The 26090-nt window shown below is 60.9% G+C and carries 26 protein-coding genes; 18 read left to right on the top strand and 8 right to left on the bottom strand.

Annotated elements, in window-relative coordinates; genetic code table 11:
* Positions 1-39: 39 nt before the first annotated feature.
* From ACSQ26_RS12195 to ACSQ26_RS12220, 6 genes are all read left to right on the top strand, one after another.
* Positions 40-1056: a zinc-binding alcohol dehydrogenase family protein gene (locus ACSQ26_RS12195; protein WP_436015230.1), complete on the top strand. Its 1017-nt coding sequence runs from the start codon at positions 40-42 to the stop codon at positions 1054-1056.
* Positions 1049-2569, top strand: a complete 1521-nt coding sequence (locus tag ACSQ26_RS12200) for a sugar ABC transporter ATP-binding protein (protein ID WP_436009084.1) — start codon at positions 1049-1051, stop codon at positions 2567-2569. Before ACSQ26_RS12195 ends, ACSQ26_RS12200 begins: the two co-directional genes overlap by 8 nt.
* The gene (locus ACSQ26_RS12205) at positions 2566-3558 is read left to right on the top strand and encodes an ABC transporter permease (protein ID WP_436009086.1); all 993 of its coding nucleotides are present in this window, start codon (positions 2566-2568) and stop codon (positions 3556-3558) included. Before ACSQ26_RS12200 ends, ACSQ26_RS12205 begins: the two co-directional genes overlap by 4 nt.
* Positions 3559-3646: 88 nt before the next feature.
* Positions 3647-4594 carry an ABC transporter substrate-binding protein gene (locus tag ACSQ26_RS12210; RefSeq protein WP_436009088.1) on the top strand — a complete coding sequence of 316 codons (948 nt, stop codon included), beginning with the start codon at positions 3647-3649 and terminating at the stop codon, positions 4592-4594.
* A gap of 59 nt (positions 4595-4653) precedes the next feature.
* Positions 4654-4797, top strand: coding sequence for a hypothetical protein (locus tag ACSQ26_RS12215; protein WP_436009090.1), 144 nt, complete (start codon positions 4654-4656; stop codon positions 4795-4797).
* Entirely contained in the window at positions 4797-6305 is a 1509-nt protein-coding gene (locus ACSQ26_RS12220; protein WP_436009092.1) for a UxaA family hydrolase, read from the top strand. Before ACSQ26_RS12215 ends, ACSQ26_RS12220 begins: the two co-directional genes overlap by 1 nt.
* A gap of 82 nt (positions 6306-6387) precedes the next feature.
* Here ACSQ26_RS12220 and ACSQ26_RS12225 read toward each other — a convergent pair whose 3' ends face one another.
* The 5 genes from ACSQ26_RS12225 to ACSQ26_RS12245 all read right to left on the bottom strand — a co-directional run bounded on the left by ACSQ26_RS12225 (position 6388) and on the right by ACSQ26_RS12245 (position 12105).
* A complete protein-coding gene (locus ACSQ26_RS12225; RefSeq protein ID WP_436015232.1) occupies positions 6388-7341 on the bottom strand; it encodes an ABC transporter permease in 954 nt (317 codons plus the stop codon).
* 36 nt (positions 7342-7377) lie between these two features.
* Positions 7378-8877: a sugar ABC transporter ATP-binding protein gene (locus ACSQ26_RS12230; RefSeq protein WP_436009094.1), complete on the bottom strand. Its 1500-nt coding sequence runs from the start codon at positions 8875-8877 to the stop codon at positions 7378-7380.
* Between the two features lie 93 nt (positions 8878-8970).
* The gene (locus ACSQ26_RS12235; protein ID WP_436009096.1) at positions 8971-9921 is read right to left on the bottom strand and encodes a sugar-binding protein; all 951 of its coding nucleotides are present in this window, start codon (positions 9919-9921) and stop codon (positions 8971-8973) included.
* A 135-nt stretch (positions 9922-10056) separates the two neighbouring features.
* The gene (locus ACSQ26_RS12240) at positions 10057-11049 is read right to left on the bottom strand and encodes a substrate-binding domain-containing protein (RefSeq protein WP_436009098.1); all 993 of its coding nucleotides are present in this window, start codon (positions 11047-11049) and stop codon (positions 10057-10059) included.
* Between the two features lie 75 nt (positions 11050-11124).
* On the bottom strand, positions 11125-12105 hold the full coding sequence (locus ACSQ26_RS12245) for an NAD-dependent epimerase/dehydratase family protein (protein WP_436009100.1): 981 nt from the start codon (positions 12103-12105) through the stop codon (positions 11125-11127).
* Between the two features lie 140 nt (positions 12106-12245).
* On the opposite strand from ACSQ26_RS12245, the gene ACSQ26_RS12250 reads away from it, so the two are divergent.
* The 9 genes from ACSQ26_RS12250 to purB all read left to right on the top strand — a co-directional run bounded on the left by ACSQ26_RS12250 (position 12246) and on the right by purB (position 21084).
* Positions 12246-12986, top strand: coding sequence for an ATP-binding cassette domain-containing protein (locus ACSQ26_RS12250; RefSeq protein ID WP_436009102.1), 741 nt, complete (start codon positions 12246-12248; stop codon positions 12984-12986).
* Between the two features lie 18 nt (positions 12987-13004).
* Positions 13005-14003 carry an ABC transporter permease gene (locus ACSQ26_RS12255; protein ID WP_436009104.1) on the top strand — a complete coding sequence of 333 codons (999 nt, stop codon included), beginning with the start codon at positions 13005-13007 and terminating at the stop codon, positions 14001-14003.
* 20 nt (positions 14004-14023) lie between these two features.
* On the top strand, positions 14024-14797 hold the full coding sequence (locus ACSQ26_RS12260; protein ID WP_436009106.1) for a FadR/GntR family transcriptional regulator: 774 nt from the start codon (positions 14024-14026) through the stop codon (positions 14795-14797).
* A 235-nt stretch (positions 14798-15032) separates the two neighbouring features.
* Entirely contained in the window at positions 15033-16442 is a 1410-nt protein-coding gene (locus ACSQ26_RS12265) for an adenylate/guanylate cyclase domain-containing protein (RefSeq protein WP_436009108.1), read from the top strand.
* Positions 16443-16722: 280 nt separating this feature from the next.
* Entirely contained in the window at positions 16723-17469 is a 747-nt protein-coding gene (gene lipB, locus ACSQ26_RS12270) for a lipoyl(octanoyl) transferase LipB (RefSeq protein WP_436009110.1), read from the top strand.
* A gap of 76 nt (positions 17470-17545) precedes the next feature.
* Complete coding sequence (gene rpe / locus ACSQ26_RS12275; protein ID WP_436009112.1) at positions 17546-18223, top strand: ribulose-phosphate 3-epimerase; 678 nt, start codon at positions 17546-17548, stop codon at positions 18221-18223.
* Between the two features lie 221 nt (positions 18224-18444).
* Complete coding sequence (locus ACSQ26_RS12280) at positions 18445-19164, top strand: DUF2259 domain-containing protein (RefSeq protein WP_436009114.1); 720 nt, start codon at positions 18445-18447, stop codon at positions 19162-19164.
* A gap of 2 nt (positions 19165-19166) precedes the next feature.
* Entirely contained in the window at positions 19167-19721 is a 555-nt protein-coding gene (locus ACSQ26_RS12285; protein ID WP_436009116.1) for a hypothetical protein, read from the top strand.
* 61 nt (positions 19722-19782) lie between these two features.
* The gene (gene purB / locus ACSQ26_RS12290; RefSeq protein WP_436009118.1) at positions 19783-21084 is read left to right on the top strand and encodes an adenylosuccinate lyase; all 1302 of its coding nucleotides are present in this window, start codon (positions 19783-19785) and stop codon (positions 21082-21084) included.
* 48 nt (positions 21085-21132) lie between these two features.
* Here purB and ACSQ26_RS12295 read toward each other — a convergent pair whose 3' ends face one another.
* Together ACSQ26_RS12295 and ACSQ26_RS12300 are read right to left on the bottom strand one after the other, a co-directional pair.
* Positions 21133-21954: a DUF2189 domain-containing protein gene (locus ACSQ26_RS12295; protein WP_436009120.1), complete on the bottom strand. Its 822-nt coding sequence runs from the start codon at positions 21952-21954 to the stop codon at positions 21133-21135.
* Positions 21955-22118: 164 nt separating this feature from the next.
* Positions 22119-23747 (bottom strand): long-chain-fatty-acid--CoA ligase, encoded by a 1629-nt coding sequence (locus ACSQ26_RS12300; protein ID WP_436009122.1) that lies wholly within the window; start codon positions 23745-23747, stop codon positions 22119-22121.
* Between the two features lie 134 nt (positions 23748-23881).
* Between ACSQ26_RS12300 and ACSQ26_RS12305 the strand changes: the two genes are divergently transcribed.
* Positions 23882-24436: an RBBP9/YdeN family alpha/beta hydrolase gene (locus tag ACSQ26_RS12305; RefSeq protein WP_436009124.1), complete on the top strand. Its 555-nt coding sequence runs from the start codon at positions 23882-23884 to the stop codon at positions 24434-24436.
* Positions 24437-24500: 64 nt separating this feature from the next.
* Here ACSQ26_RS12305 and ACSQ26_RS12310 read toward each other — a convergent pair whose 3' ends face one another.
* Positions 24501-24821 (bottom strand): DUF1476 domain-containing protein, encoded by a 321-nt coding sequence (locus ACSQ26_RS12310; RefSeq protein WP_436009126.1) that lies wholly within the window; start codon positions 24819-24821, stop codon positions 24501-24503.
* Positions 24822-25047: 226 nt separating this feature from the next.
* Between ACSQ26_RS12310 and purC the strand changes: the two genes are divergently transcribed.
* Both purC and purS read left to right on the top strand, forming a co-directional pair.
* Complete coding sequence (gene purC / locus ACSQ26_RS12315; RefSeq protein WP_436009128.1) at positions 25048-25815, top strand: phosphoribosylaminoimidazolesuccinocarboxamide synthase; 768 nt, start codon at positions 25048-25050, stop codon at positions 25813-25815.
* 24 nt (positions 25816-25839) lie between these two features.
* On the top strand, positions 25840-26082 hold the full coding sequence (purS, locus tag ACSQ26_RS12320) for a phosphoribosylformylglycinamidine synthase subunit PurS (RefSeq protein ID WP_436009130.1): 243 nt from the start codon (positions 25840-25842) through the stop codon (positions 26080-26082).
* Positions 26083-26090 lie beyond the last annotated feature (8 nt).

Consider the following 26090-nt stretch of genomic DNA (forward strand, 5'->3'; position numbering starts at 1 on the left):
GGAGGCCAGATGAACAGTCAGTCGACCTTGACACGTCGGATGTTGAGCGGAGTATGCGTGGAGCCGGGCCGGTTCAGCCTGATCGAGCGCGATCTGCCTGTCACCGCCCCTCCGGGATGGGTGCTCGTCGACCTCGCGGCCGCAGGCATCTGCGGCACCGACTACCACATTTTCGAGGGCAAGCATCCCTATCTCGAATACCCCCGCGTCATCGGACACGAACTGTCGGGATACGTGGCGGTGGACGCCGATGGATGGATCAAGGGCCAGCTGGTCGTGATCAACCCCTATATCGCATGCGGAAAATGCCGAGCGTGTCTGCGCGGCAAGCCGAACTGCTGCATGGCGATCGGTGTTCTCGGCGTCCACCGTGACGGGGGGATGTGCGAGAGGATCGCCGTCCCCGCCGGCAATCTCTATGACGCATCCGCATTGTCGGTGCGGGATGCCGCTCTGGTCGAGTTTCTCGCAATCGGCGCGCACGCCGTACGGCGCTCCGAAGCGACCTCGGGCGACCGGGTGCTCGTCACCGGAGCAGGTCCGATAGGTCTGGGGACAGCGCTGTTCGCCCGGTTGGCGGGTGCCGAAGTCCATCTGATGGATATGAGCGCGGAGCGGCTCGAAGCCGCGAAGGCATTCGGCTTCTCCCGCCTGCACATGCCGGATCGGCCTCTGCTGGAAGGCGAACTGGCGGACGGCTTCGACGTTGTTTTCGACGCGACCGGAAGCCCCAAGGCGATGGAGGCCGGGTTCGGCCATGTGGCGCACGGCGGGACCTACGTTTTCGTCTCGGTCGTCAAGGGTGACTTGACGTTCTCCGACGCCGAATTCCACAAGCGTGAAATGAAGCTTGTCGGGAGCCGGAACGCCCAGACGCCCGACTTCCTGCATGTGATGGACGCTCTCTCCTCGGGCGATATCGATGGCGGCAAACTTGTCTCCACCGTCCTCGCGCTCGAGGAACTGCCGGAAAAGCTGCCTGCGCTGGCGGCGGATCGGTCGAGCTTGATCAAGGTCCTCGTCGCTTTGCCCGCATGGAAATTAGGTCATGGTTGAACTCATAAGGCTCGAGTCGATCGACAAGCACTTTCCCGGCGTGCATGCGCTCAAAAGCGTGAGCTTTGATCTGCAGGCAGGCGAGGTTCACGCGCTGATGGGAGAGAACGGGGCCGGAAAATCGACGTTGATGAAGACCCTGTCCGGTATCTGGCAACCGGATGGCGGCACGATCCGGGTCGCGGGCAACGAAGTGACGATCCCCAGTCCGCACGCGGCGCAAGCCCTCGGAATCGGCATGATCCATCAGGAGCTCGCCCTGATGAACGATCTCACCGTCGCCCAGAATATCTTCATTGGCCGCGAACCTCGCAAGCGTTTCTGGCGACTGGATGAAGACGCCCTCAACCAGGCGGCGCGAGAGATATTCTCGGCCATGAACGTCGCCATCGACCCGCGCGCGGAAGTGCGCACCCTGTCCGTGGCGCAGCAACAGATGGTCGAGATCGCCAAGAGCCTGTCGCACAAATCCCGCGTCCTTGTCATGGATGAGCCGACGGCCGCCCTCAACGACACTGAGGTGAGCGAGCTTTTCACGATCATCGAGCGCTTGAAATCCGAAGGCGTCGGCATCGTCTACATCAGTCACAAGATGGACGAGATCAAAAAGATTTCCGACCGTGTCACGATCATGCGGGACGGCGCGTATGTCGGCACCGTCAAGGCATCCGAGACGCCGATTTCGAAGATCATCTCCATGATGGTCGGCCGCGAGCTCGACAATACCGAAGCCGCCATCCCAGACCTCTCCGGCGCGCCGACAGCACTGGAGGTGCGCGGGCTTCGTCGAGGCAGGGCTGTTCAAGACGTCAGTTTCAGCCTCAAGGCAGGCGAAATCCTGGGATTCGCCGGTTTGATGGGCGCCGGCAGAACCGAGGTCGCGCGACTGATCTTCGGTGCGGATCGCAGAGAAGCCGGCGACATCATCGTCCACGGGAAAACGGCCGCCATCAAAAGTCCCAAGGACGCGGTTTCCGCGGGGATCGGATATCTTTCGGAGGACCGCAAGCATCTGGGCCTGGCACTCGGCCTCGATCTGGCCGCGAATGTCGGTCTGCCCAATCTCGCGCGCTTCGCAAACGGGATCGGCGTCATCGACGACGGCAAGCTTGCACAGATCGCCCGTGACTACATCAAGCAGTTGAGCATCCGCACCCCATCGGAACGCCAGGAGGTCCGGCTGCTGTCCGGCGGAAACCAGCAGAAGGTCGTGCTGGCAAAATGGCTGCTGCGCAACTGCGACATCCTGATTTTCGACGAACCCACCCGGGGCATCGATGTCGGCGCGAAGTCCGAAATCTACCGGCTGATGCAGTCCCTCGCCCAGGAAGGCAAGGCGATCATCGTCATCTCGTCGGAACTCCCCGAAGTGCTCAGATTGTCTCACCGCATCGCGGTGATGTGCGAGGGCCGCCTGACAGGCATCCTCCCCGGGGGAAAGCAAACGACACAAGAAGAAATCATGCATCTGGCCACCCAGCGCCGGGTGGAGATCGGGGGAGAAGCCGCATGACGATGACCATACAGACCGAGGTGAAGAAGCGGACGTCGTCCGGTGTTCATCAGAAGCTTCTCGCGTTCGCCAGCCTGATCGCAATGCTGATCTTCTTCAGCCTGGCATCCGGCAAGTTCCTGCAGACGTCCAACATCATCGGCATCCTCCAGGCCACGTCCGTGAACGGGGTTCTGGCGGTTGCGGTCACCATGGTCATCATAACAGGCGGCATCGACCTTTCGGTAGGAACGCTGATGACCTTCACGGCGGTGATCGCCGGCGTGGTCCTGACCTATCTGGGGATGCCGCTGCCGTTCGGCATCGTGGCGGCGATCGGCATGGGCGCTCTCTGTGGGTTCATCTCGGGCACGCTCATCGCCAGAATGAAGGTCCCGCCCTTCATCGCCACCCTCGGCATGATGCTTATCCTGAAGGGCGCGTCTCTCGTCATCTCCGGAACGAAGCCCATCTACTTCAATGGCACTCCCGGCTTCTCGCAAATTTCGACAGGTTCGTTGATCGGCACGGTCTTCCCGTTCCTTCCCATCCCGAATGGCGTGCTCGTTCTCTTTGTCCTGGCTGTGTTCGTCGCGTTTGTTCTCAACCGCACAGCCCTTGGACGCTACACGTTCGCATTGGGCTCAAACGAGGAAGCCGCGCGTCTCTCCGGCGTGGACACCGACTTCTGGAAAATTTGCGTCTACAGCCTGTCGGGCGGCATATGCGGGATCGCAGGTCTTATCATCGCTTCGCGGCTCAACTCCGCGCAACCCGCGCTCGGCCTTGGCTATGAGCTGGATGCCATCGCAGCCGTGGTCATTGGAGGCACCTCGCTCGCGGGAGGCCGCGGCTCGATCCTCGGCACAATCATCGGCGCTTTCATCATGTCGGTTCTGTTGAACGGTCTTCGCATCCTGTCGGTGGCACAGGAATGGCAGACGATCGTGACGGGGCTGATCATCATCCTGGCGGTCTACGCCGACATGGTCCGCCGCCAACGCACCTGACCGGGCGGAGCCGCATGGGAGCGGCCGATGCCCCCAAGGAAATCTGAATCGTAACTCGGCATGTCGCCGAACATAGGAGGAGTGAGGAATGATTACGAGAAGAAACCTGCTGGCAGCAATGAGCGCTGTCGCCATCCTGAGCGCCGGAGGAGTAGCGCACGCCCAGGACAAGATCTACATCCCGCTGATCTCGAAGGGCTTCCAGCATCAGTTCTGGCAGGCGGTGAAGGCCGGCGCGGACAAGGCTGCGGCCGAGTTCAACGTCGAGGTCACTTTCGAGGGTCCGGACAACGAGACGCAGGTCGACAAGCAGATCGACATGCTCTCGGCCGCCCTCGCCAAGGGCCCGCAGGCGATCGGCTTTGCCGCGCTCGACACACAGGCCGCCATCCCGCTTCTCAAGCAGGCGCACGATGCCAAAATTCCCGTCATCGCGTTCGACTCGGGAGTCGACAGCGACATTCCCATGACCACCGCGACGACCGACAACGTCGCCGCCGCGGCGCTGGCGGCCGACAAGATGGCCGAGTTGATCGGCGATCAGGGCAAGGTGGCGCTCGTGGTCCACGACCAGACGTCCCGGACGGGCATCGACCGTCGTGACGGCTTCGTGAACCGCATGAAGGAGAAGCATCCCAATGTCGAGATCGTCGACATCCAGTACGGTGGCGGCGACCAGCTCATGTCGACCGAAATCGCCAAGACGATCCTTGCGGCGAACTCGGACCTCAAGGGCTTCTTCGGCGCGAATGAAGGTTCCGCGATCGGCGTCGTCAACGCCATCAAGGAAACAGGCACCAAGGGCGTGATCGTTATCGGTTACGACTCCGGCACGCAGCAGAAGCAGGCCATCAAGGATGGCATCATGGCCGGGGCCATTACGCAGAACCCGGTCGGCATCGGCTACGAGACCGTCAAGGCGGCTGTCATGGCCCTCAAGGGCGAGACGCTCCCCAAGACGATCGACACGGGCTTCTACTGGTACGACAAAACCACCATGGACAACCCTGAAATCGCAGCCGTGCTCTACGACTGATCGAATCCAGGCTGGCCTGCCACGGCGGGCCAGCCGCTTCGCACAACGACGGAAATACCATGAATCTCGGACTTGAAGACAAAGTCGTCATCGTGACGGGCGGCGCGGCCGGGATCGGCGGCGCGCTGCACCTGACCGGACAGTGGCTCTTCGTGGACGGCGGCTACACGCATCTCGACCGGGCGCTCGCTGGAGTAAAATAATGTCGCTGAACCATATTGTGCTCGCCGAGACCGACGACGTCGCGATAGCGCTTGCCGATCTCCCCGCGGGCGCGAGCGTGGCTGGCGTGACACTGTTGGAGCACATACCGCGGGCGCACAAGATCGCGCTCAGAGCGATCGCCCAAGGCGAACTCGTGCTGCGTTACGGTCAGATCATCGGCCAGGCGACGGCTGACATCCCGGCGGGCGCTCACGTGCACGTCCAGAATCTTGGGATGGCGACACACTCGCCGGCCGAAGCAGGGTCTTCGATTGTTGCGAATGTCGAGCGAAATAAAGACCTGAGAACCTTTATGGGCTACAGGCGGGCCGACGGTCGTGTTGGCACGCGGAACTATCTAGGGGTCCTGACGTCGGTCAACTGTTCGGGATCGGTCGCCCGCTTCATCGCGGAAGAAGCCGAAAAGACCGACTGGTTCAAAGCCCTCAGGAACGTCGATGGGATTGTTCCGATCTCGCACGGGAGCGGGTGTGGGATGAGCGGTTCGGACGAGGGATACCAGACCTTGTCCAGGACATTGCGGGGATATGCCCGGCATCCGAATTTCGGCGGCATACTTCTCGTCGGGCTCGGTTGCGAGGTCATGCAAATCCCGGGTCTCGTCGGCAAAGGTCGCATGCGCCCGGACAACAATTTCAGACATCTCACAATTCAGGAGAACGGTGGCACCCGCATCACTGTCGAGCGTGGCGTCGATGCGTTGCGCGAGATGGCCGAAATTGCGGACGCCTATATACGCGAGCCCGCTCCCGTGTCGGAACTCGTCATCGGCATGCAGTGCGGCGGTTCGGACGGCTATTCCGGCATCACCGCCAACCCGGCGCTCGGCGTCGCGTCTGACATTCTGGTCTCGCACGGCGGAACGACCATTCTGTCCGAGACGTCCGAAATCTATGGTGCCGAGCATCTCCTGACCCGCAGGGCGGTCAGCCCGGCGGTTGCCGAGAAACTGCTGGATCGCATTCGATGGTGGGAGGACTATGCCGCTCGCAACGGCGGGGAGATGAACAACAATCCCAGCCCAGGCAACAAGAAGGGCGGCCTGACGACCATCCTGGAAAAAAGCCTGGGAGCGGTCGCGAAGGGCGGTTCCGCTCCCTTGGAAGAAGTCTATCTGTACGGCGAGGCCATCGACAAGAAGGGGTTCGTGTTCATGGACAGCCCCGGCTACGACCCCTGCTCCGTCACCGGGCAAGTCGCCTCCGGAGCGAACCTGATCGTGTTTACCACCGGCCGAGGCTCGGTTTCGGGATACAAGCCCGTTCCCTGCATCAAGGTCGCCACGAACTCCGAGATGTACGAGCGCCTGAAGGAAGACATGGACGTCAACACAGGCGACATTCTCCAAGGCGTTTCGCTCGCACAAAAAGGCCAGGAAATCTTCGACGCTTTTGTCCGTGTCGCGTCAGGGGAAGCGACGAAATCCGAGGCGCTGGGGTTCGGCGGCGTCGAATTCGTGCCTTGGCAGATAGGAGCGGTGATGTGACGCATCTTTCCGAGTGTGACGCCGAGACCGTTGATCACCGGCGCCGATCGCAAGCCCCGGCTCACCTGCGCTATTGACTTGCTTACCGGCGGCCCATCGGCTTGCGTCGTGAAAACTGCTGGTCGGCCAGAACACCGAGCAGAATGACCGAGCCCATGACGGCGAAGTTGAGCGAACTCGGAATTCCGAGCAGGTTGACGAGATTTTGCAGCACCTGCAGCAGCACGGTTCCGAGCACCACGCCGACAATCGATCCCTCCCCGCCCCTTAAAGAACAACCGCCAAGTACCGCCGCTGCGATGGCGTAGAGTTCGTAGAAATTCCCATGTGACGACGGCGAGATAGAGCGCGTGTACATGGCGATGAAGATGGCCGCGAGCGCGGTCAGCCCGCAGCAGATGACATAGGCCGCGATGGTGATCTTCGACGTGGCGATGCCGCTATAGCGTGCGGCCTCCTCGTTCTTGCCAACGGCCAGCAGGTAGCGGCCGAAGACGGAGCGATGGAGCACGATTCCCATGATCACGGTAATGATCAGGAACGCGATCAGGCTGTGCGGTATGCCGTAGAACCTGCCCGTGGCGAGCCATTCGAGCATCGGAAAGCTCGCGCCGAAGGGAAACCCCGCCGTCGCGTCATCGGTATAGTAACGCGCCGCACCACGATAGATCAGCAGGCCGCATAGTGTCACGACAAAGGGCTGGAGCCCGACCTTGGCGACGAGAAAGCCGTGCACGAGACCGATCAGGCAACCCAGCACGATGACGGCAATGAAGGCCAGGCTCCAGTGCAACGTACCGAGAGCCACGAGATCGACGAATATCACGCCGAGCAGCGCTATGATCGAGCCGACGGAGAGCTCGATGCCGCCCGATATGATGACGAAGGCCTGGGCGATCGCGAAAATGCCGAACAGTCCGATCAGGTTGGCGGTGTTGGAGAGGTTGATAGGCGAGAGAAATCTCGGATTGATCAATGCCACGATCGTGCCCACGACCAGGATAAGGATCAGAAGCCACAGGTCCTTGCGGTTGATCATGCCTGAGGCTCCGGCTTTCCGTTGAATGCCATATCAGTGTCTCCCCACGGCCAGCGACATGATCGCTGGCTCGCTCAAATCCGCCCGCTCGAGGAAACCGGCAATCGCCCCCTCATGCATCACCGCGACACGATCGCTGACGCCGATGATTTCTTCCATGTCGCTCGAGATCATCAGGATGCCGACGCCCTGGTCCGCAAGGTCGCGCATGAGCTGGTAGATCTCGTTCTTGGCGCCGATATCGATGCCGCGGGTCGGCTCGTCGAAGATCAGCAGCCTGGGCGCCATGGACAGCCATTTCGCCAGCACCACCTTCTGCTGGTTGCCGCCCGAAAGCGACCCGACGCCGAGCGCGACATCCCTGGCCCTGATATCGAGCTTCGATCGTTGCGTCTCGGCAATGCTGTTTTCGGCTCCAACATCGACGAGTCCGCCGCGTGCATATCCAGACAGACTGGCGAGCGTGACATTGTCACGGATGGAGAAATCGAGCACCAGACCCGACCGCTTGCGATCCTCGGGGATCAGGTGGATGCCGCGCTCGATCGCATCGCGTGGCGTGTCGATGCGCGTCGATCTGCCATCGATGCGGATCGCGCCGCCCCTCGGCGGATCGAGGCCGAAGATGGTGCAGGCAAGCTCGGTGCGCCCCGATCCGACCAGGCCGGCGAGGCCAACGATCTCGCCATGCCTTACGGTCAGGTCGACTGCGCGATCAGGCCAGTGCGATGTCCTGATCTTGTCCAACTCCAGTACGGGCGTGCCCGGCGGCGCCTTGGGCGTACGATAAAGCGTCTTGAGGTCGCGCCCGATCATCTGCCGGATCATCGTATCCGCGTTGATTTGCGATCGATCGAGCGCCGCGACCTGCTTGCCGTCACGGAGCACCACGACCCGGTCGGCGCATCGCTCGACCTCCATCAGCCGGTGCGAAATGAATACGATGCTGACGCCGCCGGCCTTCAGCGCGCCGATGACGGCGATCAGGCGTTCGGTCTCGGTTGCCGTCAGGCTGGACGTCGGCTCATCCATGATGATCAGCCGCGATTTGCGCGACAGCGACTTGGCAATCTCGACCAATTGCATCTCGGCAAGCGAAAGCGATCCGACAAGCGTATCCGGGCTGAATTCGGCGCCCAGCTGCTTGAGAAGCGGGGCCGCAAGTTCGGTCATGCGCTTGTCGTCGATCAGGCGCAAGGCTCCGCCCTTGAGCGGCTCGCGGCCGATGAAGATATTGGCGGCGGCCGTCAGGTTCTCGAAAAGATTGAGTTCCTGATGCACGAATGCAATGCCGGCGGCCATGGAACCGGCAACCGTCAGGCGGTTGGACTCGATGCCATCCACGGTGATGCTGCCCGATGTCGGCTCCACCACGCCACCAAGAATCTTCATCAGCGTGGATTTGCCCGCACCGTTCTCACCGACGATGCCGAGCACCTCGCCCGGTGCAACCGACAGGCTCACGCCATCGAGCGCCAGGACGCCGGGATATTGCTTGCTGACATTCGAGATCTGAATGAACGGGTCGGGCATTGCATCAATGTCTGGTGGCGAAAAGCTAGCTATACAGGAAATACAGGCCGGCGGGAGGCATGAGGATGCTGCCGGCCCGTATCCTCCGAGGTGTCAGCCGCCAATGCGCGACTTCAGTTCGGCCTCGAATGCATCGACATTTGCCTTGTCGATGATCGCTGTCGGCACGATGATCAGCTTGTTGGCGGGAACGACGGACTTGTCGCCCTCGAGATACTTGGCCATCAGCTTCATGCCCTGGTAGCCCCATTCGTAAGGCTGTTGCACGACGGTGCCGGCGATCGTGCCCTCGCGCACGCCGCCGAGCGTGATCGGGTCCTCATCGAAAGCGATGACGGTGATCTGGCCGAGCTTGCCGGCCTCCTTGAGCACTTCGTAGATGCGGGGCGGATTGTAGGAATAGAAGCCGACCATGCAATTGATGTCGGGGTTGGCAGCCAGGGCGTCCTCGACATTGCGCTTGGCCCGCGTCATGTCGATGTCGTCGCCGCGCACGTCGATCAGCTCGACCTTGGAGCCCGCGATCACCGACTTCATGCCGTCGATGCGCTCGCGGGCATTGTCCGCGCCCGGCAGACCGACGAAGCCGATGCACTTGCCGCCATCGGGCAATGCCTTGAGTGCGATCTCGCCCGCCTGCTTGCCGGCATCGGTGTTGGACGAGCCGATATAGGCGATGCGGTTGGTATCGGGCGCATCGCTGTCCGTGGTGAAGAGCGGCACCTGTCCGCCGACGCGGTTGAGGGCGTCGGTCGAGGACTTGGGATCGACCGCGCTGACCATGATGGCCGAGACGCCTGCGGCCACGAGGTCGTCCATCAGCCGCTGCTGCACGGCGGCGGCCGCCTGCTCGGGATATTTCAAGCTCAGTTCGTAGTTCGGCAGTTCCTCCTGCGCCTTTCGGACGCCGGCTTCGGCGAGCTTCCAGAAGTCGGATGCGCCGTTGACGACGAAGGCCAACTGCTTCTTTTCCTGCGCCTGGGCGCCCGGCACGGTGAAAGTGGTCGCCACGAGCAGGGCTGCGATTGCATATCTCAGTTTCATGATTTCCTCCTCTGTCGAGCGTCATGCTCGAATTTTTGACAAAGCGCCTCCCTCCGGCAGTCCAGAAGGGCCGGTGAGACGTTGGCGGCGATGAAAACGGGTCCCGGAAGTCAGTGCCGGGACCCGGCGCAAGGCCTACTTGGCGATGCAGGTCTCGGCAGTTTCCTGCGTGCATTCGTCGAGGCCGGTATAGATGATCGGCTCTACGGCCTTGCCCTCGATCAGTTCGATCATGACCGTCGGTGCGCGATAGCCCATTTCGAACGGCCGCTGGCCGACCTGGACATGGCTGCGTCCGGCCTTCAAAGCATCCATCTGCGGCGGCAGCGTGTCGCCAGCGACGATGGCGAGCGTCTTGGACTTGAGCTTGTCCATCACCTGGTCCGTAACTCCGGCATAGGCCTGCGGGGCAAACTGCGCCCAGCCGCCGATCAGCATGAAGGCCGTCAGATCAGGGTTGGCGGTGAACGTATCCGCCATCTGCTGGTTGGCGAGGTCGATCTGGTCATTGGTGAAGACCGGGCAACCGTCGATCTCGGTCCAGCCGCCTTCGCCGGCAAGCCGCTCGATGCCTTTTTTGCCCGACAGCGTATCACGCGTGCCGGCGGCGCGCTGGTTTATGTTGTCGGCCGCCACGTTGCCGAGCTGCAGGCACACCGTGCCGCCTTCCGGCTTCAGCTTCTTGAGGTGCTCGGCGAACTTCACGCCCATCAGGTAGTTGTCGGTGCCGAGATAGGTCTTGCGCAGTGCCGCATCAGCTGCGGAGAGGTCGGCGTCGATGGTCATAACCGGTATCTTCGGTTGGACCTTCTTCAGCAGGTTCGCCATCAGCGGCGCATTGGAGGGTGAGATCGCAATCGCCACGATATCGGGGCGGTTCAGAAGGTCCTCGACGATCTGTATCTCGCCGGCTTCATCGGCGCTCGATGCGGGGCCCGTATAAAGGCACTTGTAGCCGGAACTGGCATTCTCGGCATTCCATTTCTGGCATCCGAGATTGATCTGTTCGAAGAAAGGATTATCGAGGCCCTTGACCACGATAGCGAGGGTCTTGTCCGCGCCGTAGGCGGTCGCGGAAAGCCAGGCGAGAGCCGCCATGGCAAGAGAAGTCGTCAACAGTCGTCGCATGAATTCCTCCCAAAATTCTGATTAACGTGACTTATCGGCACTAGATACCGGCGCGGATCTCCCCCGCTTCGGTACTCAACCTGGATACCAGACCCTCCTCTCATCATTCGGGGAACGCTGGTATTGCCAGGAAGCTTCGATCAGCTTTGCGAGGTCATAGCGCGGACGCCATCCGAGTTCGGATTTGGCACGGCTGTTGTCCATCCAGTTGCTGACGTAATTGCTCTTGATGTCCTTCGACGGCAGGCCACGGGTTCCGGCGAGATAATCCGCCACACGCGCGTAATTGACCGGCTCGTCCATGCAGATGTTGTAGAGGCGCTGGCGCGCCGCGGGCGCCACGAGCGCCAGCGAGATCGCCGCGACCAGGTCATCGACATGGACAAAATTCCTGTCGATGGGCCGGCCCGATGCATCGCGGAGCAGTGGGACGGCGCCGGCCCTGCGGCACTCGTCGGCTTCCGCCTCGCTCACCGTCGTCTTCCAGTCCGGCCCGCCGAACAGATCGTCTCCAAAGGAGAGGCTGGCCTTGAAATCATCCTTCTCCATGATCCAGGGCGCCCGGACGCAGGTCCAGTCCATATCGTATTGGATTCCGAACTGCTGGACCATCACCTCTTCGAGCACTTTCGACAGCGCGTAACAGCCGGGATAGGCCATGTAGGGCGCATCCTCGGTGATCGGCGCCGGATGCTTGTGGAAGAAATGGCCGACGGCCGCATCACCGCCAACCAGCAGGAAACGCTTCGCGTGCGGGCTGAGCCTGAATTCCTCCAGCAGCCAGAACAGCCCCTTGACCGTGACATCCATCACCGTCTCGGGCACCTCCTTGCAGGTCGCGAGGTGAACCACATGGGTGATCCCGTCAAGCGCCGCCCGGCAAACCTCGCGCTCGGCGATGGAACCGCGCACGACCGAGAGCCTGTCGGTCTCCGGCAAAAGGCGATTGTGGCAGAGAGCGCGCAGCCTGGTATCGGCATGCGCCGGGTCAGCCAAGGTCGCGGCAATGAATGCCTGCCCTACCTTGCCGGCTGCTCCCGTCACCAGAATATGCATTCCACCTCCCCATGCACTGCTATATCTATTCTGGCTTATAATGCCTATTTGTCTGATAAATCATTTTATATGCTTTGTCCAGCTATTGACGCGGACGCCGGATTCCGGCCTAATCCCCGAGCCAGGCAGAGGAGGAGTGTATGGCGGTACTGAGACTTGAGCAGGTCTCCAAGCATTTCGGGGCAATTCACGCGCTCAACAACGTCTCGATGACGGTGGAGCAAGGTGAAGTGATCGGGCTGATGGGGGACAACGGCGCGGGGAAATCGACGCTGGTCAAGATTATCGCGGGGAACTTCCGGCCGTCGCATGGCCAGATTTTCATCAAGGACCGCGAGGTGTCGTTTCACAAACCCGTCGAGGCGCGCGAGAACGGCATCGAAATCGTCTATCAGGATCTGGCGCTCTGCGACAACCTGACGGCGGCGGTCAACGTCTTCCTCGGCCGCGAACTGACGCGCAATATCGGCCCGTTCAAGATCCTCGACTATCGCGGCATGAACGAGGCCGCGGGAAAGCTTTTCAAGGAACTCAAGTCGGAAACCCGGCCGAGGGATCTCGTACGGCAGATGTCCGGCGGCCAGCGACAGGCGGTGGCGATTGCCAGAACGCGCCTCTCGTCGGCCGATATCGTGCTGATGGACGAGCCCACCGCCGCCATTTCCGTCCGCCAGGTCGAGGAAGTGCTCAACCTGATCCGCGAATTGAAGCGGCAGGGCGTCGCGGTCATCCTGATCAGCCACCGCATGCCCGACGTGTTTGCCGTGGCCGACCGTATCGTTGTGCTCCGTCGCGGTACCAAGGTTGCCGACAAGCGTGCGGCGGATTCGTCACCCCAGGAGATCACCGGCCTGATAACCGGCGCGATCGAACTGGCATGATGGAAGGGTGACACCGATATGACCATGGAAATCGACAAGGCGATCGACCGGCAGACCCACACGCGGCTGTCGCTGATCTTTTCGAAGCCGGAATTCTGGGTGTTCGTCGCTTCGCTTCTGGCCTGCCTGGCGCTCAGCGTGATAACCGACACATTCGCGACACCGCAGAACCTGTTCAACGTGACGCGCAATTTCGCCTTCGTGGCGATCGTCGCACTCGGCATGACGGTTGTCATCATATCCGGCGGCATAGACCTTTCCGTCGGCTCGATCCTCTGCCTGTCGGCGATGGTGCTGGCGATCTGCATGAATGCGGGTTATCCGCTCTGGGCAAGTGCCGGCGCGGCACTTATCGTCGCGCTCTTCGTCGGCGCCATCAACGGCATGCTGATCGCCTATCTCAGAATACCGCCCTTTGTCGTCACGCTGGGCATGCTTTCCGTCGCGCGAAGTGCCGCGATGGTGCTGTCACAAAACAAGATGATCTACCAGTTCGGCCCCGATGAAGCGCGGCTGTTCTGGCTCGGCGGCGGCTCCACCTTCGGCATCGCCAATCCGGTGATCGCGCTCTTTCTTCTCGCCGTCACCACCGGCCTCATTTTGAAATGGACGCGTTGGGGCTGCCACGTCTTTGCCATCGGCAGCAACGAGAAGGCAGCGGTGCTGACCGGTATCGCCGTGCGGCGGCTGAAGATCACAGTCTATATGTTCTCCGCACTACTGGCGGGCATCGCGGGCGTCCTGGAGGCAGGATGGCTTGGCGGCGTGACGACAAATCTCGGCCAGTCGATGGAGCTCAGCGTCATCGCGGCAGCAGTCATCGGCGGCGCAAATCTGATGGGCGGCGCCGGCACCGTGTTCGGTTCGGTGGTGGGCGCGGCACTCATCGAGATCATCCGCAATAGCTTGACACTGCTTGGGATAAGTACATTCTGGCAGGGAGCATTCGTGGGCAGCTTCATTGTCTTGGCGGTAGCTTTTGACCGGATTCGCGCAGGTCGCGAAACCGATGGATAAGGTGTGATTTCGGAACTGATATGCCAGACAACGGAGCCGACACGACAACCAGGAAAACCGGCAGGGTCGAAAACGCAAGCATTCCACGCGGCCTGGAAGGCAGCCGTATCGCCGGCTCGAGCGTCCATACGTCAATCGCCCAGGAGATCGGCTTGCTCATCGTGCAGGGTGAGTATCCGCCGGGCAGCATCCTGCCCAACGAGGCGAAGTGGTCGGAAATATTCGGCGTCAGCCGGTCGGCGGTGCGCGAGGCGATCAAGATGCTGATGGCCAAGGGCCTGCTCGCGTCACGCCCCAAGGTCGGCAGCTGGGTCGAGCCGAAGGAACGCTGGAACCTGCTCGATCGCGATGTGCTGAGCTGGTATTCCAGTGCGCCGGACCGGCAGGCATTTCTCGCCACGGTGCAAGAGTTCAGATACATTATCGAACCCGAGGCCGCAGCCTTCGCTGCCATCCGGCGCAATGACGATCAGATGGACGAGATCAGCAAGGCGCTGAAGGAGATGGGCGAAGCCTCCACGCTTTCCGAACGCACGCGCGCCGACACCCGGTTCCACATGGCAATCCTCAAGGCATCCGGAAACGACCTTCTCGTGCCGCTGGGCGCGATGATCGAATCCGCCCTCAACAATCTCTTCGTCCACGTGACGCGTGAGGTGAACAGCTTGCGACATGCCCAGAAGATGCATGAAGCGATCGAGCAGAAGATCCGCCTGAAGCAACCGAATGCCGCCAGGCTTGCGGTGAGGAAACTGCTTGCCAACACGGATGATGTGATCGGCAGAAAGAAGTAGCGGACACCACCCTTTCTAAAATCGTCAGGGCCGCGAAGGCACCGGCACGTTTACCCCGCATGAGGTAGACCTGGCTCTGAAATCACTGTCCTCACAGTGCCACCTTGATCGTGTTGATCATCACACCAAAAGCGGTGGCAACGATTTGGGCGGCTATCAGCGCGGATGGGGCACCGTCCACCGACAATTCAAAAAAATCGCTTATACTGCCGCAAATTAAGTATAAGCTCTCACCATGAGCGAGACGCAGTCATTGTTTGAAGTGTTGCGCCAATCCGCGCAACCGCACATTGTTGACGGACTTGAGCGGCTGGTGCGGGAGGCACCCGATCGCAAGCTCAATCGCGTCAATGCACTGGCTTTTGCCGCCAGCAATGGCTTCGACGAAGAGCCGACGATCGCATGTTTCCTGCATGCGTCGCGGCTCGGAATTTTCGACATGTCGTGGAATATCCTGTGTCCGGGCTGCGGCGGCGTGCTCGATGCCAATGCCTCACTGAAAACGGTGCAGAGCTCGACCTATACATGCACGCTATGTGCCGCCGGTTATGAACCGACACTCGACGAGATGGTGGACGTGACCTTCACAGTGAGCCCGCGCATCCGCCATATCGAGGGACACGATCCTCACCAGCTGTCGCCGGAGGAATATTTCCGGCAGCAATATTGGGGCTCCGGCGTCGATCTACCCGAGGACGACTACTACGAAAAAGTCTCTGAGTTCGTTGTGGACGCTCTGGAACTACCGCCCAGTGAGAAAGGCGTCATTTCGCTTCAGTTACCGGCCGGTTATGTCATCGTCTTCGAACCGGTGACACATGCGGTCCAATTCCTCGATGTCTCGGGCGAGGCGACCAAGGATCGCAGGACCTTGTCAATCGTTTACGACAGGGCCCAGGCCCATAGCGAAGTGATCAAGCTGCAGCCTGGCCCGGTGCGCATTCAAGTGGAAAATCATGCCGATGTCCGCACCCTGCCCTCGGTCTGCCTGGCGAATGATGCGCTTCACGATATGCTGGGTAAGCGACGCCCCTTCCTGACCGCGAACCGGCTGCTCACGCACCAGACCTTTCGTGACATCTATCGGACTGATACGATCGGGGTCGATCAACGGCTCAAGATCACAAGCCTGACTTTCCTGTTCACGGACCTGCGCGGTTCCACCGAACTCTATGACCGCGTCGGCGACCTTGCTGCCTTCGATCTCGTGAAAACGCATTTCAGCATACTGCAGGATATTGTGGCGGCGGAAGCCGGCGCCGTGGTCAAGACGATTGGCGATGCGGTGATGGCGACGTTCCCCACGCCCGACAAGGCGCTCTCGGCGGCCATCCATATGCGCGACGCCATGGGCAGGCTCAATGCGGGAAATGACAAGGAAGACCTGCTGCTCAAGATCGGCATTCATGAAGGGCCGTGCATCGCGGTCAGCCTTAACGAGCGGCAGGACTATTTCGGCCAGACGGTCAACATCGCCTCGCGCGTCCAGCATCTCGCGACCTCGCAGGAAATATTCGCCACGAGTTCGGTCCTGGATGATCCGCAGGCGTCGAGCCTGCTCACCGATCGCGGCCTGAGCCCCCTCTCGCGCAATGTCGCGCTGCGCGGCGTCACTAATGAGATCACCGTTTTTGCCATTCCCTGAGGGGTCGCGACTACAGCGGAAGCGGAAACGACATAGAGAACGAGATGGCGGCGCAGCCGCCGGCGATGATGAGAGCCAAATACTTGGTCATGGCGCAAATCCCTTTGCTTGTGTGAGGTATGGGTTAGCACAGCATGGTCGCCAGGGCTGTTACATTGGGAACATGCCTATTTCTGCCCCACATCTGCGACCGCATCGCCACCGCCCGACCACTTCGAAAATCTTGCGCTTGGCGGCAAATGACGCCACATAGGCAGGATCGTCATTCGAAGGCCAAGCCATGCACCGCTCCGATATCACCACATCCATGCTGCCCGCGCCCGGCTCGCCGCCGGTGCGCTGGCGTATTTCCGAAGAGCCAGTTGGCTATGAGGACGCGGTCACTGAGATGGAACGCGAGGCGGCGCTGATCGCCGATGGCAAGTCGGACGAGCTCGTCTGGCTCGTCGAGCATCCGCCGCTCTATACGGCCGGCACGAGCGCCGACCCCGAGGACCTACTCGCACCGCAAAAATTTCCCGTGCATCAGACGGGCCGAGGCGGCGAGTATACCTATCACGGGCCGGGCCAGCGGGTCGTCTATGTGCTGCTCGACCTCAAGCGGCGGCGGCAGGATGTGCGCGCCTTCGTCTCGGCACTCGAAGATGTCGTGATCGGCACGCTCGCCGACATGAATGTGAAGGGCGAGCGGCGCGAGGATCGCGTCGGCGTCTGGGTCCAGCGGCCGGAGCGGCCACCCCTGCCCGGCGGCTTGACCGCTGAGGACAAGATCGCGGCGATCGGCATTCGTCTACGCCGCTGGGTCAGCTTTCATGGTTTTTCGCTCAACGTCGATCCGGAGCTCGAGCATTTCTCGGGCATCGTGCCCTGCGGCATATCGGGCTATGGCGTGACCAGCCTCATCGATCTCGGCCTGCTGGTGATGATGAGCGATGTCGATATCCTGATCAGGCAGAATTTCGAACGCGTTTTCGGGCCGGCCGCCAATGAAGCGCCGGTCAAAGCGGTGGAAAGCCTGATGGCCTGAACCATTCGGCGCGCGACGCAATTGCCGTTGCCATCAACGGATGATATGCGGCCTCCATCCAAGGGAGTCCGAAACCATGTCCAGACCCGTGCGCATCGCGCCCTCAATCCTCGCCTCGAACTTTTCGAAGCTCGGCCAGGAAGTGACCGACGTCATCGAAGCGGGCGCCGACTGGGTGCATCTCGACGTCATGGACGGGCATTTCGTGCCCAACATCACCTTCGGTCCCGATGTGGTGAAATCGCTCCGGCCGCTGACCAAGGCGGTGTTCGACTGCCACCTGATGATCACGCCGGCCGATCCCTATCTCGAAGCCTTCGCCAAGGCCGGTGCAGATATCATCACCGTGCACGCCGAAGCCGGACCACACCTCAACCGGTCGCTGCAGGCCATCCGGGCGCTCGGCAAGAAGGCGGGCGTGGCGATCAATCCGGCAACACCGGAAAGTGCCGTCGAATATCTGCTCGACCAGATCGATCTCATTCTCGTCATGACGGTGAACCCGGGCTTTGGTGGCCAGAAATATATCGATGCGACAACGGAGAAGATACGGCGCGTCCACAAGATGATCGGCGACCGGCCGATCGAGCTCGAAGTCGATGGCGGCATCATGGCCGAGACGATCGGCATTCCCTCAGGCGCCGGCGCCAATGTGTTCGTCGCGGGCTCGGCCATTTACAAGGGCGCGGGACTCGCGGACTATCGCGCAAACATCGCTCGGCTGCGGCAGGAGGCGGAGAAAGCTAAGGCATGAAGCGCCTCATTGCGTGGTTAACCCCCCTCTGCCCTGCCGGGCATCTCCCCCTCAAGGGGGGAGATCGGCTTGCGGTCGCCACCGCACTCCGAAGAGAAGGACGCATAAGCGGCATCATCTCCTATCTACGGCCCCACATACAACGGCAGTTTCGAAGGCGAGGAGCGCACTCCATCCAATCTCCCCCCTTGAGGGGGAGATGCCCGGCAGGGCAGAGGGGGGTGTTTCGCGGACTTCTACTTTCATTTGTCATAGGTTTTTCAACACCCGCCATCGCCGGCGACACTGCCTCGCTCAACGTTCTCGGCTATTCGCCCGACGGCAGGGTCTTCGCCTTCGAGGAATACGGCTTTTTCGACGGCTCGGGCCTTCCCTATTCCACGGTCTATTTCATCGATATCGAGAAGGACGTCTTCCTACCGGGAACGCCGATCCGGACGCGGGTCGATGAGGAACTGCCGCTGCCCAGGATTCGCAGCATGTCGCGCACCAAGGCCGCGGCGCTGATCGAAAAATACAAGGTCGCGGAAAATCCCGGCGTCATCGTCGTCTATAATCCGCCTTCGGAACTTGACAGCGACGGCCACAAGGTCCGCTTCCATTCCTATGTCTCGGCGCCGCCCCACAGCTACACCAACACGCTGGTGCTGACGGAGCACAAGTTCCCGCCGACGGAATCCTGCCTCAACATGACGGGCGAATATACAGGCTTCACCCTGAAGCTGACGGAGTATCAGGGCGCGGCCGTAGACAAGGAATTGCATGAAGATACGGCAGTGCCGGCGAGCCGCTCCTGCGCCAACGAATACAGCATCGGCGCGGTAATCTCCTCCGAAATCCGGGAGGAGACGATGATAGCAATGATCCTGGTCGGCAGTTCCGGCTTCGAGGGCAATGATCGCCGGTGGATCGCCGTGCCCGTCAATCCCTACGGGCCTTAGGGATGACGGATATCGAGGCGGGTCAACGACAGGTCCAGCAAGGCTTTTTCCGCAGGCTCGGCACGCGACTCCACGATGCGGTGCCGGATGCCAACGTCGTGCTGTTTGGTTCCGCCGCCTGGGGTGTGCTGATGGCGATCTCGGCGGTGGCTTCGATCTGGACTCATAATGGTCTGTTGACCGCCTCGCCGCTCGCCGTAGTCGCGCTCTATTTCTACGGCGGGTCGCTGGGCTTCGCGCCCGGCCTGATGCTTGCGAGATTTCTGTTTGGCTGCAAAGGCTGGATGGCGCGGTTCATCGGCGGGACGCTGATTATCCTACTCGCCACCCACACGGCGACGGCCGGGATTTTCGCCCTGCAATACCGCGTGTTCTACTCCCATTGGCATGCGAGCTTCCCCAATATCATCTGGTTTTTCCAGTTCGCCTTCACCTCCGCCGGCGCGATCTATCAGTATTCCGTCGACAGCATCTATTACTACTGGCCCTTCTCGCTGCTCTGTTTCCTGGGCTTCGGCCTATGGTTTGCGCGTAGCCAAGATCACAAGTCGCATTGAGCTTGGCGCCACCATTTGTTAAAGGGGCGGCAACCTCGCCTCCATTCAAGGACTTCCGCCGATGATCCCCCGCTATTCCCGCCCCGACATGGTCGCCATCTGGTCGCCGGAAACCCGCTTCCGCATCTGGTTCGAGATCGAGGCGCATGCCTGCACGGCGCTGGCCGAGATCGGCGTGATCCCGAAGGAGGCCGCGAAGAACATCTGGGAAAAGGGCAATGCGGCGGTCTTCGACGTGGCGCGCATCGACGAGATCGAGGCTGTCACCAAGCATGACGTGATCGCGTTCCTCACCCATCTCGCCGAATTCATCGGACCGGACAGCCGCTTCGTGCACCAGGGCATGACGTCGTCGGATGTGCTCGACACCTGCTTTTCCGTGCAGCTCGTCCGCGCCAGCGACATCCTGCTCGCCGATGTCGACAAGCTCTTGGAAGCCCTCAAGCGCCGCGCCTTCGAGCACAAGGATACGGTCACGATCGGCCGCAGCCATGGCATTCATGCCGAGCCGACCACATTCGGCGTCAAGCTGGCGCTCGCCTATGCCGAGTTCGAGCGTTGCAGGGCGCGACTGGTTGCGGCGCGCGAGGAGATCGCCACCTGCGCGATTTCCGGCGCCGTCGGCACCTTCGCCAATATCGATCCGCGCGTCGAGGAATATGTCGCCAAGGCGCTCGGCCTCAAGCCGGAGCCGGTTTCGACCCAGGTCATTCCGCGCGATCGCCATGCAATGTTCTTCGCGACCCTCGGTGTTGTCGCTTCGTCGGTCGAGCGACTCGCTACCGAGATCCGCCATCTGCAGCGCACGGAAGTGCTGGAAGCCGAGGAATATTTCTCACCCGGCCAGAAGGGCTCGTCGGCCATGCCGCACAAGCGCAATCCGGTGCTCACCGAAAACCTCACCGGCCTTGCCCGCATGGTGCGCTCGTTCGCCATGCCGGCGATGGAGAATGTAGCGCTCTGGCATGAGCGTGACATTTCGCACTCCTCCGTCGAGCGGATGATCGGGCCGGATGCGACGATCACGCTGGATTTCGCGCTGGCGCGGCTGACCGGCGTCATCGACAAGCTGCTTGTCTATCCTGATAACATGATGAAGAATATGAACAAGTTCCGCGGGCTTGTTCATTCTCAGCGCGTGCTGCTTGCCCTTACGCAAGCCGGCGTCTCCCGCGAGGATGCCTATCGGCTGGTGCAGCGCAACGCGATGAAAGTCTGGGAACAGGGCAAGGATTTCCTGGAAGAACTTCTCGCCGATGCGGAGGTGGTCGCAGCGCTCTCCGAGGCCGATCTCCGCGAAAAATTCGACCTCGGCTATCACACCAAGCATGTCGACACGATCTTCAAGCGCGTGTTCGGCTGAGAAGAAACAAATAGGGGAGCGCGGGCTGCGCTCCCCTTGTCAGGCGCGTCAGGGGTTGACGCGGTTGTCCAGCGCGGGCGGCTCGACAAGCTTGCGGTAAAGGTGCCACGTCGCATGGCCGAGAACCGGAAGCACGACGGCAAGGCCGGCGAAGATCGGAATGCTGCCAATGAACAACAGCACCGCCACGATCAACCCCCAGAGAAAGACTGGTAAAGGATTGGCGGCGGTCGCCCTGATCGAGGTCCAGATCGCCGAAACCGCACCGACATCACGCTCGAGAAGCAGCGGGAAGGTCACCACTGATATGGCAAGCACCACGATCGCGAAAACCAGACCGATGAGATCGCCCCAGAACATCATCGCCCAGCCGGACGATGTGCCCAGCACATTCTGGAAGAATTCAGATGTCGTCAGATTGTAATCGACGCCGAAATAGGCCTCGTAAATCAGCTGTGCAATGACGAGCCAGCCGACGAAGATCGCGAACATAACGGCCGCGACAGCGGCGATCGAAAACAAGGCGGGCGACTTGCGCACTTCAAGCGCCTCGCGCCATGACGGGTCCAGGCCAAGTTCGCGCTTGCGGCTGATTTCATAGAGACCGAGCGCGGCGATGGGGCCCACCAATGCGAAACCGGATGCCAGCGGGAACATCAGCGGCAGCAGGTTGGCGCCGGCACTCCAGGCCATGAGGACTAAGCCAGCGACGGGATAGAGAAGGCAGAGGAACACGTAGTGCGAAGGCTTCTCGCGGAAATCGATCCAGCCCCGGTGGAGCGCATCGAAAACTTCGAGCATGCCGATCTTTCGGATATTCGGGCGGGGTACTTCGCCTTCCGCATCGGAAACAATGTGAAGCGCAGTCATGGCAATTCCTCCATCGACGGAAGTTGGCCTGCATGAGCGCGGTCAACCGCGCGACCACGCAAAGCTAAATTAGCACGGATTGTCGCAGATGTCGTCGATATCTTGAACGATCTCAAAAGGATGTGATCGCCTGCGTCCGTCGGCATGGCGGTGGAATGGGACCGCTAGGCGTCCGGCAGTCGGTAATCCTTCATCTGCTCGCGCAGCTCGGTCTTGAGAATCTTGCCGGTCGCGGTGTGCGGGATCGAATCGACGAAGACGACATCGTCGGGCATCCACCACTTCGCGACCTTGCCCTGCATGAAGCCGAGGATATCTTCGCGTGACGGCATCTGGTCGGGCTTGCGGATGACGATCAGCAGCGGTCGCTCGTCCCATTTCGGATGCGGCACGCCGATGACCGCGGCCTCCGCCACCTGGGGGTGGCCGACCGCGAGGTTTTCGAGCTCGATCGAGGAAATCCATTCGCCGCCTGATTTGATCACGTCCTTCGACCGGTCGGTGATCTGCATATAGCCATGCTCATCGATATGGGCGACATCGCCGGTATCGAACCAGTGGTCCTCGCCGAACTGTTCGGGGCTGCGGCGCTTGAAATAATGATCGACCACTGCCGGCCCCCTCACCTTCAGCCTGCCGAAGGTTTTGCCATCCTTGGGTCGCTCCTTGTCGTCATCGTCGGTGATCTTCATCTCCACCGTGAAGAAGGGCTGGCCCTGCTTGCACTGCACGTCGAGACGCTCGGCAGGCGTCAGTTCGTCGTGATCGGCGTTGAGCACGCAGACCGATCCGATCGGCGAGAGCTCGGTCATGCCCCAGCCGTGGCGCACCTTGACGTCGTATTTCGTCTGGAAGGCGTCAATTACCGAACGCGGACAGGCCGATCCGCCGATGAAGACGCGGTCAAGATCGGGGAGCTTGCCGCTCTCTTTTTCGAGATATTGCAGCAGCATGAGCCAGATGGTCGGCACCGCCGCCGTCACCGTGACCTTCTCCTTGGTCAGCAACTCATAGATCGATTTGCCATCCATTCCAGGACCGGGCAAGACAAAACGGGCACCGGACATGGGTGCCGCAAACACCGTGCCCCAGGCATTGGCGTGGAAGAAGGGCACGACCGGCATCATCGAATCGCCCGACGACATGCCGATCACATCGGGAAATACCGACGTCATCGCGTGGATGACATTCGAACGGTGCGAGTAGACCACGCCCTTGGGGTCGCCCGTCGTGCCGGATGTGTAGCACATGCCAGCGGCGGTCCGTTCGTCGAAGCTTTTCCAGTCGAAGTCGTCATCGGCCTCGGCCAGCCATTCCTCGTAACAAATCACATCGGCGAGCGTGGTCGCCGGCATGTGCGCCGCGTCCGTCAGCACGACGATTTTGCGGAGAGAGGGAACCTCGGCCGCGATCTTTTCGATCAGCGGCAGGAAGGTTAGATCGACGAACAGCATGCGGTCTTCGGCATCGTTCATGATCCAGATGATCTGCTGGGGAAAAAGCCGGGGATTGAGCGTGTGATAGACGGCGCCGATGCCTGTTATGCCATACCAGGCCTCCAGGTGACGCCAGGTATTCCAGGCCATGGTGGCAATCCGCTCGCCCGAACGGACGCCTTCCATCGTCAGCCGCTTGGCGAACTGAAGCGAACGCTTACGCACCTCGCGATAGTTGGTGCGGTGAATCGGTCCCTCCACCGAACGGGAGACAACTTCGCGATCGCCGTGACAGGTGCCGGCGTGATCGATGATCTTGTGACAGAGCAGCGGCCATTCCTGCATGGTTCCCAGCATGATGTTCCTCCCGTTCATGCCATTGTTCTTAAATGAACCTTAGCGTCGTTCCCGTCGGGCGCAAGCAATGATGATGCTGCGGTTGCGAAGCGAAAGTCTTGACTTTGGTGGGGTTCGAACACATCTGTCGGCGCATGAAAGCCTCAGAAGCCGATATCCTCTTCATTCCCGGCCACCGCAATTCGGGCGACGACCACTGGCAAAGCCGCTGGCAGGCGAAGCTCTCGTCGGCGCGGCGCGTCTCGCAATCCGACTGGGAGAACCCTGTGCGGGACGACTGGGTGGGAACGATTGCCGAGACCATCCAGGCGGCCGAGAGGCCCGTCGTGCTGGTCGCGCATTCGCTCGGCATCGCGGCCGCGATCCAGGCGCTGCCGCTCTGCGGCGACAAGGTCGCGGGCGCTTTCCTCGTTTCGCCGCCAGATATGGCGCGGCCCGGCGCCAAGTCTCACGAACTGAGGAAATTCGGCGCCTATCCGCGCGAGCCGCTCACCTTTCCGTCGCTGCTCGTTGCGAGCCGCAACGATCCGCATGGATCGTATGAACATGCCGGCGATATCGCCAATGCCTGGGGATCGCTGTTGGTGGATGCCGGCGAATCCGGTCACATCAATCCCGAGTCGGGGCACGGTCCGTGGCCCGAAGGCACCATGGTCTTCGCGCAGTTCCTGTCGCGCCTGAAGGCCTGATATCTCGACATAAAAAAGCCGCCCCGAAGGACGGCTTCAATGTCTTGCGGGTATCGAGCCGGTATCAGCTGGCTTCGATCTGTGCGACGGCGACGGGCAAAAGCTCGAGAAGCTTGGCGCGAATGTCGTCCTCGGACTGCGACAAGCCACCGGCCTTGAGATCGCCGGCTACCTTGCGGACCACGTCCTCATCGCCGGCTTCCTCGAAATCGGAGGCGACAACTTCCACCGCATAGGCAGCCGCATCAGCATCCGCCTTGCCGAGCAGTCCGGCGGCCCACAGGCCGAGAAGCCTGTTGCGGCGGGCAATCACCCGGAACTTGGTTTCCTGGTCGTGGGCGTATTTGTTCTCGAACGCCTTTTCGCGATCCTGCATGGTGACCATGTTCATCTCCCTGATCTCTGAGCCTTGAATATAGAGTGGTCGCACATAAATCGAAAGGGGCGCAAAGTGCAATACGAGATTCAGACGACCTCGTCGAACAAGGCTGAAATCAGGAGATCGGCCTGAAGCATGATTGTGAAATGCATGCTTTTCGTTTATGGACGCGTAAAACAAGTCCCGCGGTCGCTCTCGCCTGAGTCTGGCCGCCAACAAAAAAGAGAAGAAGATGAACAACCGCCGCCGCCGGATTTACGAGGGTAAAGGAAAAATCCTTTACGAAGGTCCAGAGCCGGGCACGCTGGTGCAGTTCTTCAAAGATGACACGACCGCATTCAACAAGAAGAAGCATGAAATCATCGATGGCAAGGGCGTCATCAACAACCGGATCTCCGAATTCGTCTTCACGCATCTGAACCGCATCGGCATTCCGACGCATTTTATCCGCCGCCTCAACATGCGCGAGCAGTTGATCCGCGAAGTCGAGATGATCCCGCTCGAAGTGGTGGTGCGCAATGTCGCCGCCGGCGAACTTTCGACCCGCCTCGGCATCGAGGAAGGCCTGGTCCTGCCGCGTTCGATCATCGAATTCTATTTCAAGTCCGATGCGCTCGAAGACCCGATGGTGTCCGAAGAGCATATCACGGCTTTCGGCTGGGCAAGCCCGCAGGAACTTGACGACGTGATGGCGCTCGCCATCCGCATCAACGATTTCCTCACCGGTCTCTTTCTCGGCGTCGGCATCCAGCTGGTCGATTTCAAGATCGAATGCGGCCGGCTCTATGAGGGCGACATGATGCGCATCATCCTGGCCGACGAGATCTCGCCGGATTCCTGCCGCCTGTGGGACATCGAGACCAAGGAACGGCTCGACAAGGACCGTTTCCGCAAGGATCTCGGCGGGTTGCTCGACGCCTATCAGGAAGTCGCGCGCCGTCTCGGCATCATCAATGAGAACGAACCGATCCGCGCCAGCGGCCCGGTCCTTGTAAAGTAATCAAGATTTGAGTTTGAGGGGAAAATGATCAAGGCACGTGTCGTCGTGACGCTGAAGAACGGCGTTCTGGATCCGCAGGGCAAGGCAATCGAGGGCGCGCTCGGCTCGCTCGGTTTTTCGGGCGTCGATCACGTCCGCCAGGGCAAGGTCTTCGATCTCGCCATCGAGCACGACGACAGGGCGAAGGCCGAGAGCGACCTCAAGGCGATGTGCGAGAAACTCCTCGCCAACACGGTGATCGAGAATTATACTATCAACCTCGGGTAGAGGTTGGA

Origin of the sequence: Rhizobium sp. LjRoot254 (genome assembly GCF_964254105.1) — a bacterium.
Lineage (GTDB): Bacteria > Pseudomonadota > Alphaproteobacteria > Rhizobiales > Rhizobiaceae > Rhizobium_E.

What these genes read in the sequence shown, in the direction of transcription:
- ACSQ26_RS12195 (WP_436015230.1), top strand. Translation starts at nt 40, where the DNA reads ATGTTGAGCGGAGTATGCGTGGAGCCGGGCCGGTTCAGCCTGATCGAG.
- ACSQ26_RS12200 (WP_436009084.1), top strand. Translation starts at nt 1,049, where the DNA reads ATGGTTGAACTCATAAGGCTCGAGTCGATCGACAAGCACTTTCCCGGC.
- ACSQ26_RS12205 (WP_436009086.1), top strand. Translation starts at nt 2,566, where the DNA reads ATGACGATGACCATACAGACCGAGGTGAAGAAGCGGACGTCGTCCGGT.
- ACSQ26_RS12210 (WP_436009088.1), top strand. Translation starts at nt 3,647, where the DNA reads ATGATTACGAGAAGAAACCTGCTGGCAGCAATGAGCGCTGTCGCCATC.
- ACSQ26_RS12215 (WP_436009090.1), top strand. Translation starts at nt 4,654, where the DNA reads ATGAATCTCGGACTTGAAGACAAAGTCGTCATCGTGACGGGCGGCGCG.
- ACSQ26_RS12220 (WP_436009092.1), top strand. Translation starts at nt 4,797, where the DNA reads ATGTCGCTGAACCATATTGTGCTCGCCGAGACCGACGACGTCGCGATA.
- ACSQ26_RS12230 (WP_436009094.1), bottom strand. Translation starts at nt 8,877, where the DNA reads ATGCCCGACCCGTTCATTCAGATCTCGAATGTCAGCAAGCAATATCCC.
- ACSQ26_RS12235 (WP_436009096.1), bottom strand. Translation starts at nt 9,921, where the DNA reads ATGAAACTGAGATATGCAATCGCAGCCCTGCTCGTGGCGACCACTTTC.
- ACSQ26_RS12240 (WP_436009098.1), bottom strand. Translation starts at nt 11,049, where the DNA reads ATGCGACGACTGTTGACGACTTCTCTTGCCATGGCGGCTCTCGCCTGG.
- ACSQ26_RS12245 (WP_436009100.1), bottom strand. Translation starts at nt 12,105, where the DNA reads ATGCATATTCTGGTGACGGGAGCAGCCGGCAAGGTAGGGCAGGCATTC.
- ACSQ26_RS12250 (WP_436009102.1), top strand. Translation starts at nt 12,246, where the DNA reads ATGGCGGTACTGAGACTTGAGCAGGTCTCCAAGCATTTCGGGGCAATT.
- ACSQ26_RS12255 (WP_436009104.1), top strand. Translation starts at nt 13,005, where the DNA reads ATGACCATGGAAATCGACAAGGCGATCGACCGGCAGACCCACACGCGG.
- ACSQ26_RS12260 (WP_436009106.1), top strand. Translation starts at nt 14,024, where the DNA reads ATGCCAGACAACGGAGCCGACACGACAACCAGGAAAACCGGCAGGGTC.
- ACSQ26_RS12265 (WP_436009108.1), top strand. Translation starts at nt 15,033, where the DNA reads ATGAGCGAGACGCAGTCATTGTTTGAAGTGTTGCGCCAATCCGCGCAA.
- lipB (WP_436009110.1), top strand. Translation starts at nt 16,723, where the DNA reads ATGCACCGCTCCGATATCACCACATCCATGCTGCCCGCGCCCGGCTCG.
- rpe (WP_436009112.1), top strand. Translation starts at nt 17,546, where the DNA reads ATGTCCAGACCCGTGCGCATCGCGCCCTCAATCCTCGCCTCGAACTTT.
- ACSQ26_RS12285 (WP_436009116.1), top strand. Translation starts at nt 19,167, where the DNA reads ATGACGGATATCGAGGCGGGTCAACGACAGGTCCAGCAAGGCTTTTTC.
- purB (WP_436009118.1), top strand. Translation starts at nt 19,783, where the DNA reads ATGATCCCCCGCTATTCCCGCCCCGACATGGTCGCCATCTGGTCGCCG.
- ACSQ26_RS12295 (WP_436009120.1), bottom strand. Translation starts at nt 21,954, where the DNA reads ATGACTGCGCTTCACATTGTTTCCGATGCGGAAGGCGAAGTACCCCGC.
- ACSQ26_RS12300 (WP_436009122.1), bottom strand. Translation starts at nt 23,747, where the DNA reads ATGCTGGGAACCATGCAGGAATGGCCGCTGCTCTGTCACAAGATCATC.
- ACSQ26_RS12305 (WP_436009124.1), top strand. Translation starts at nt 23,882, where the DNA reads ATGAAAGCCTCAGAAGCCGATATCCTCTTCATTCCCGGCCACCGCAAT.
- ACSQ26_RS12310 (WP_436009126.1), bottom strand. Translation starts at nt 24,821, where the DNA reads ATGGTCACCATGCAGGATCGCGAAAAGGCGTTCGAGAACAAATACGCC.
- purC (WP_436009128.1), top strand. Translation starts at nt 25,048, where the DNA reads ATGAACAACCGCCGCCGCCGGATTTACGAGGGTAAAGGAAAAATCCTT.
- purS (WP_436009130.1), top strand. Translation starts at nt 25,840, where the DNA reads ATGATCAAGGCACGTGTCGTCGTGACGCTGAAGAACGGCGTTCTGGAT.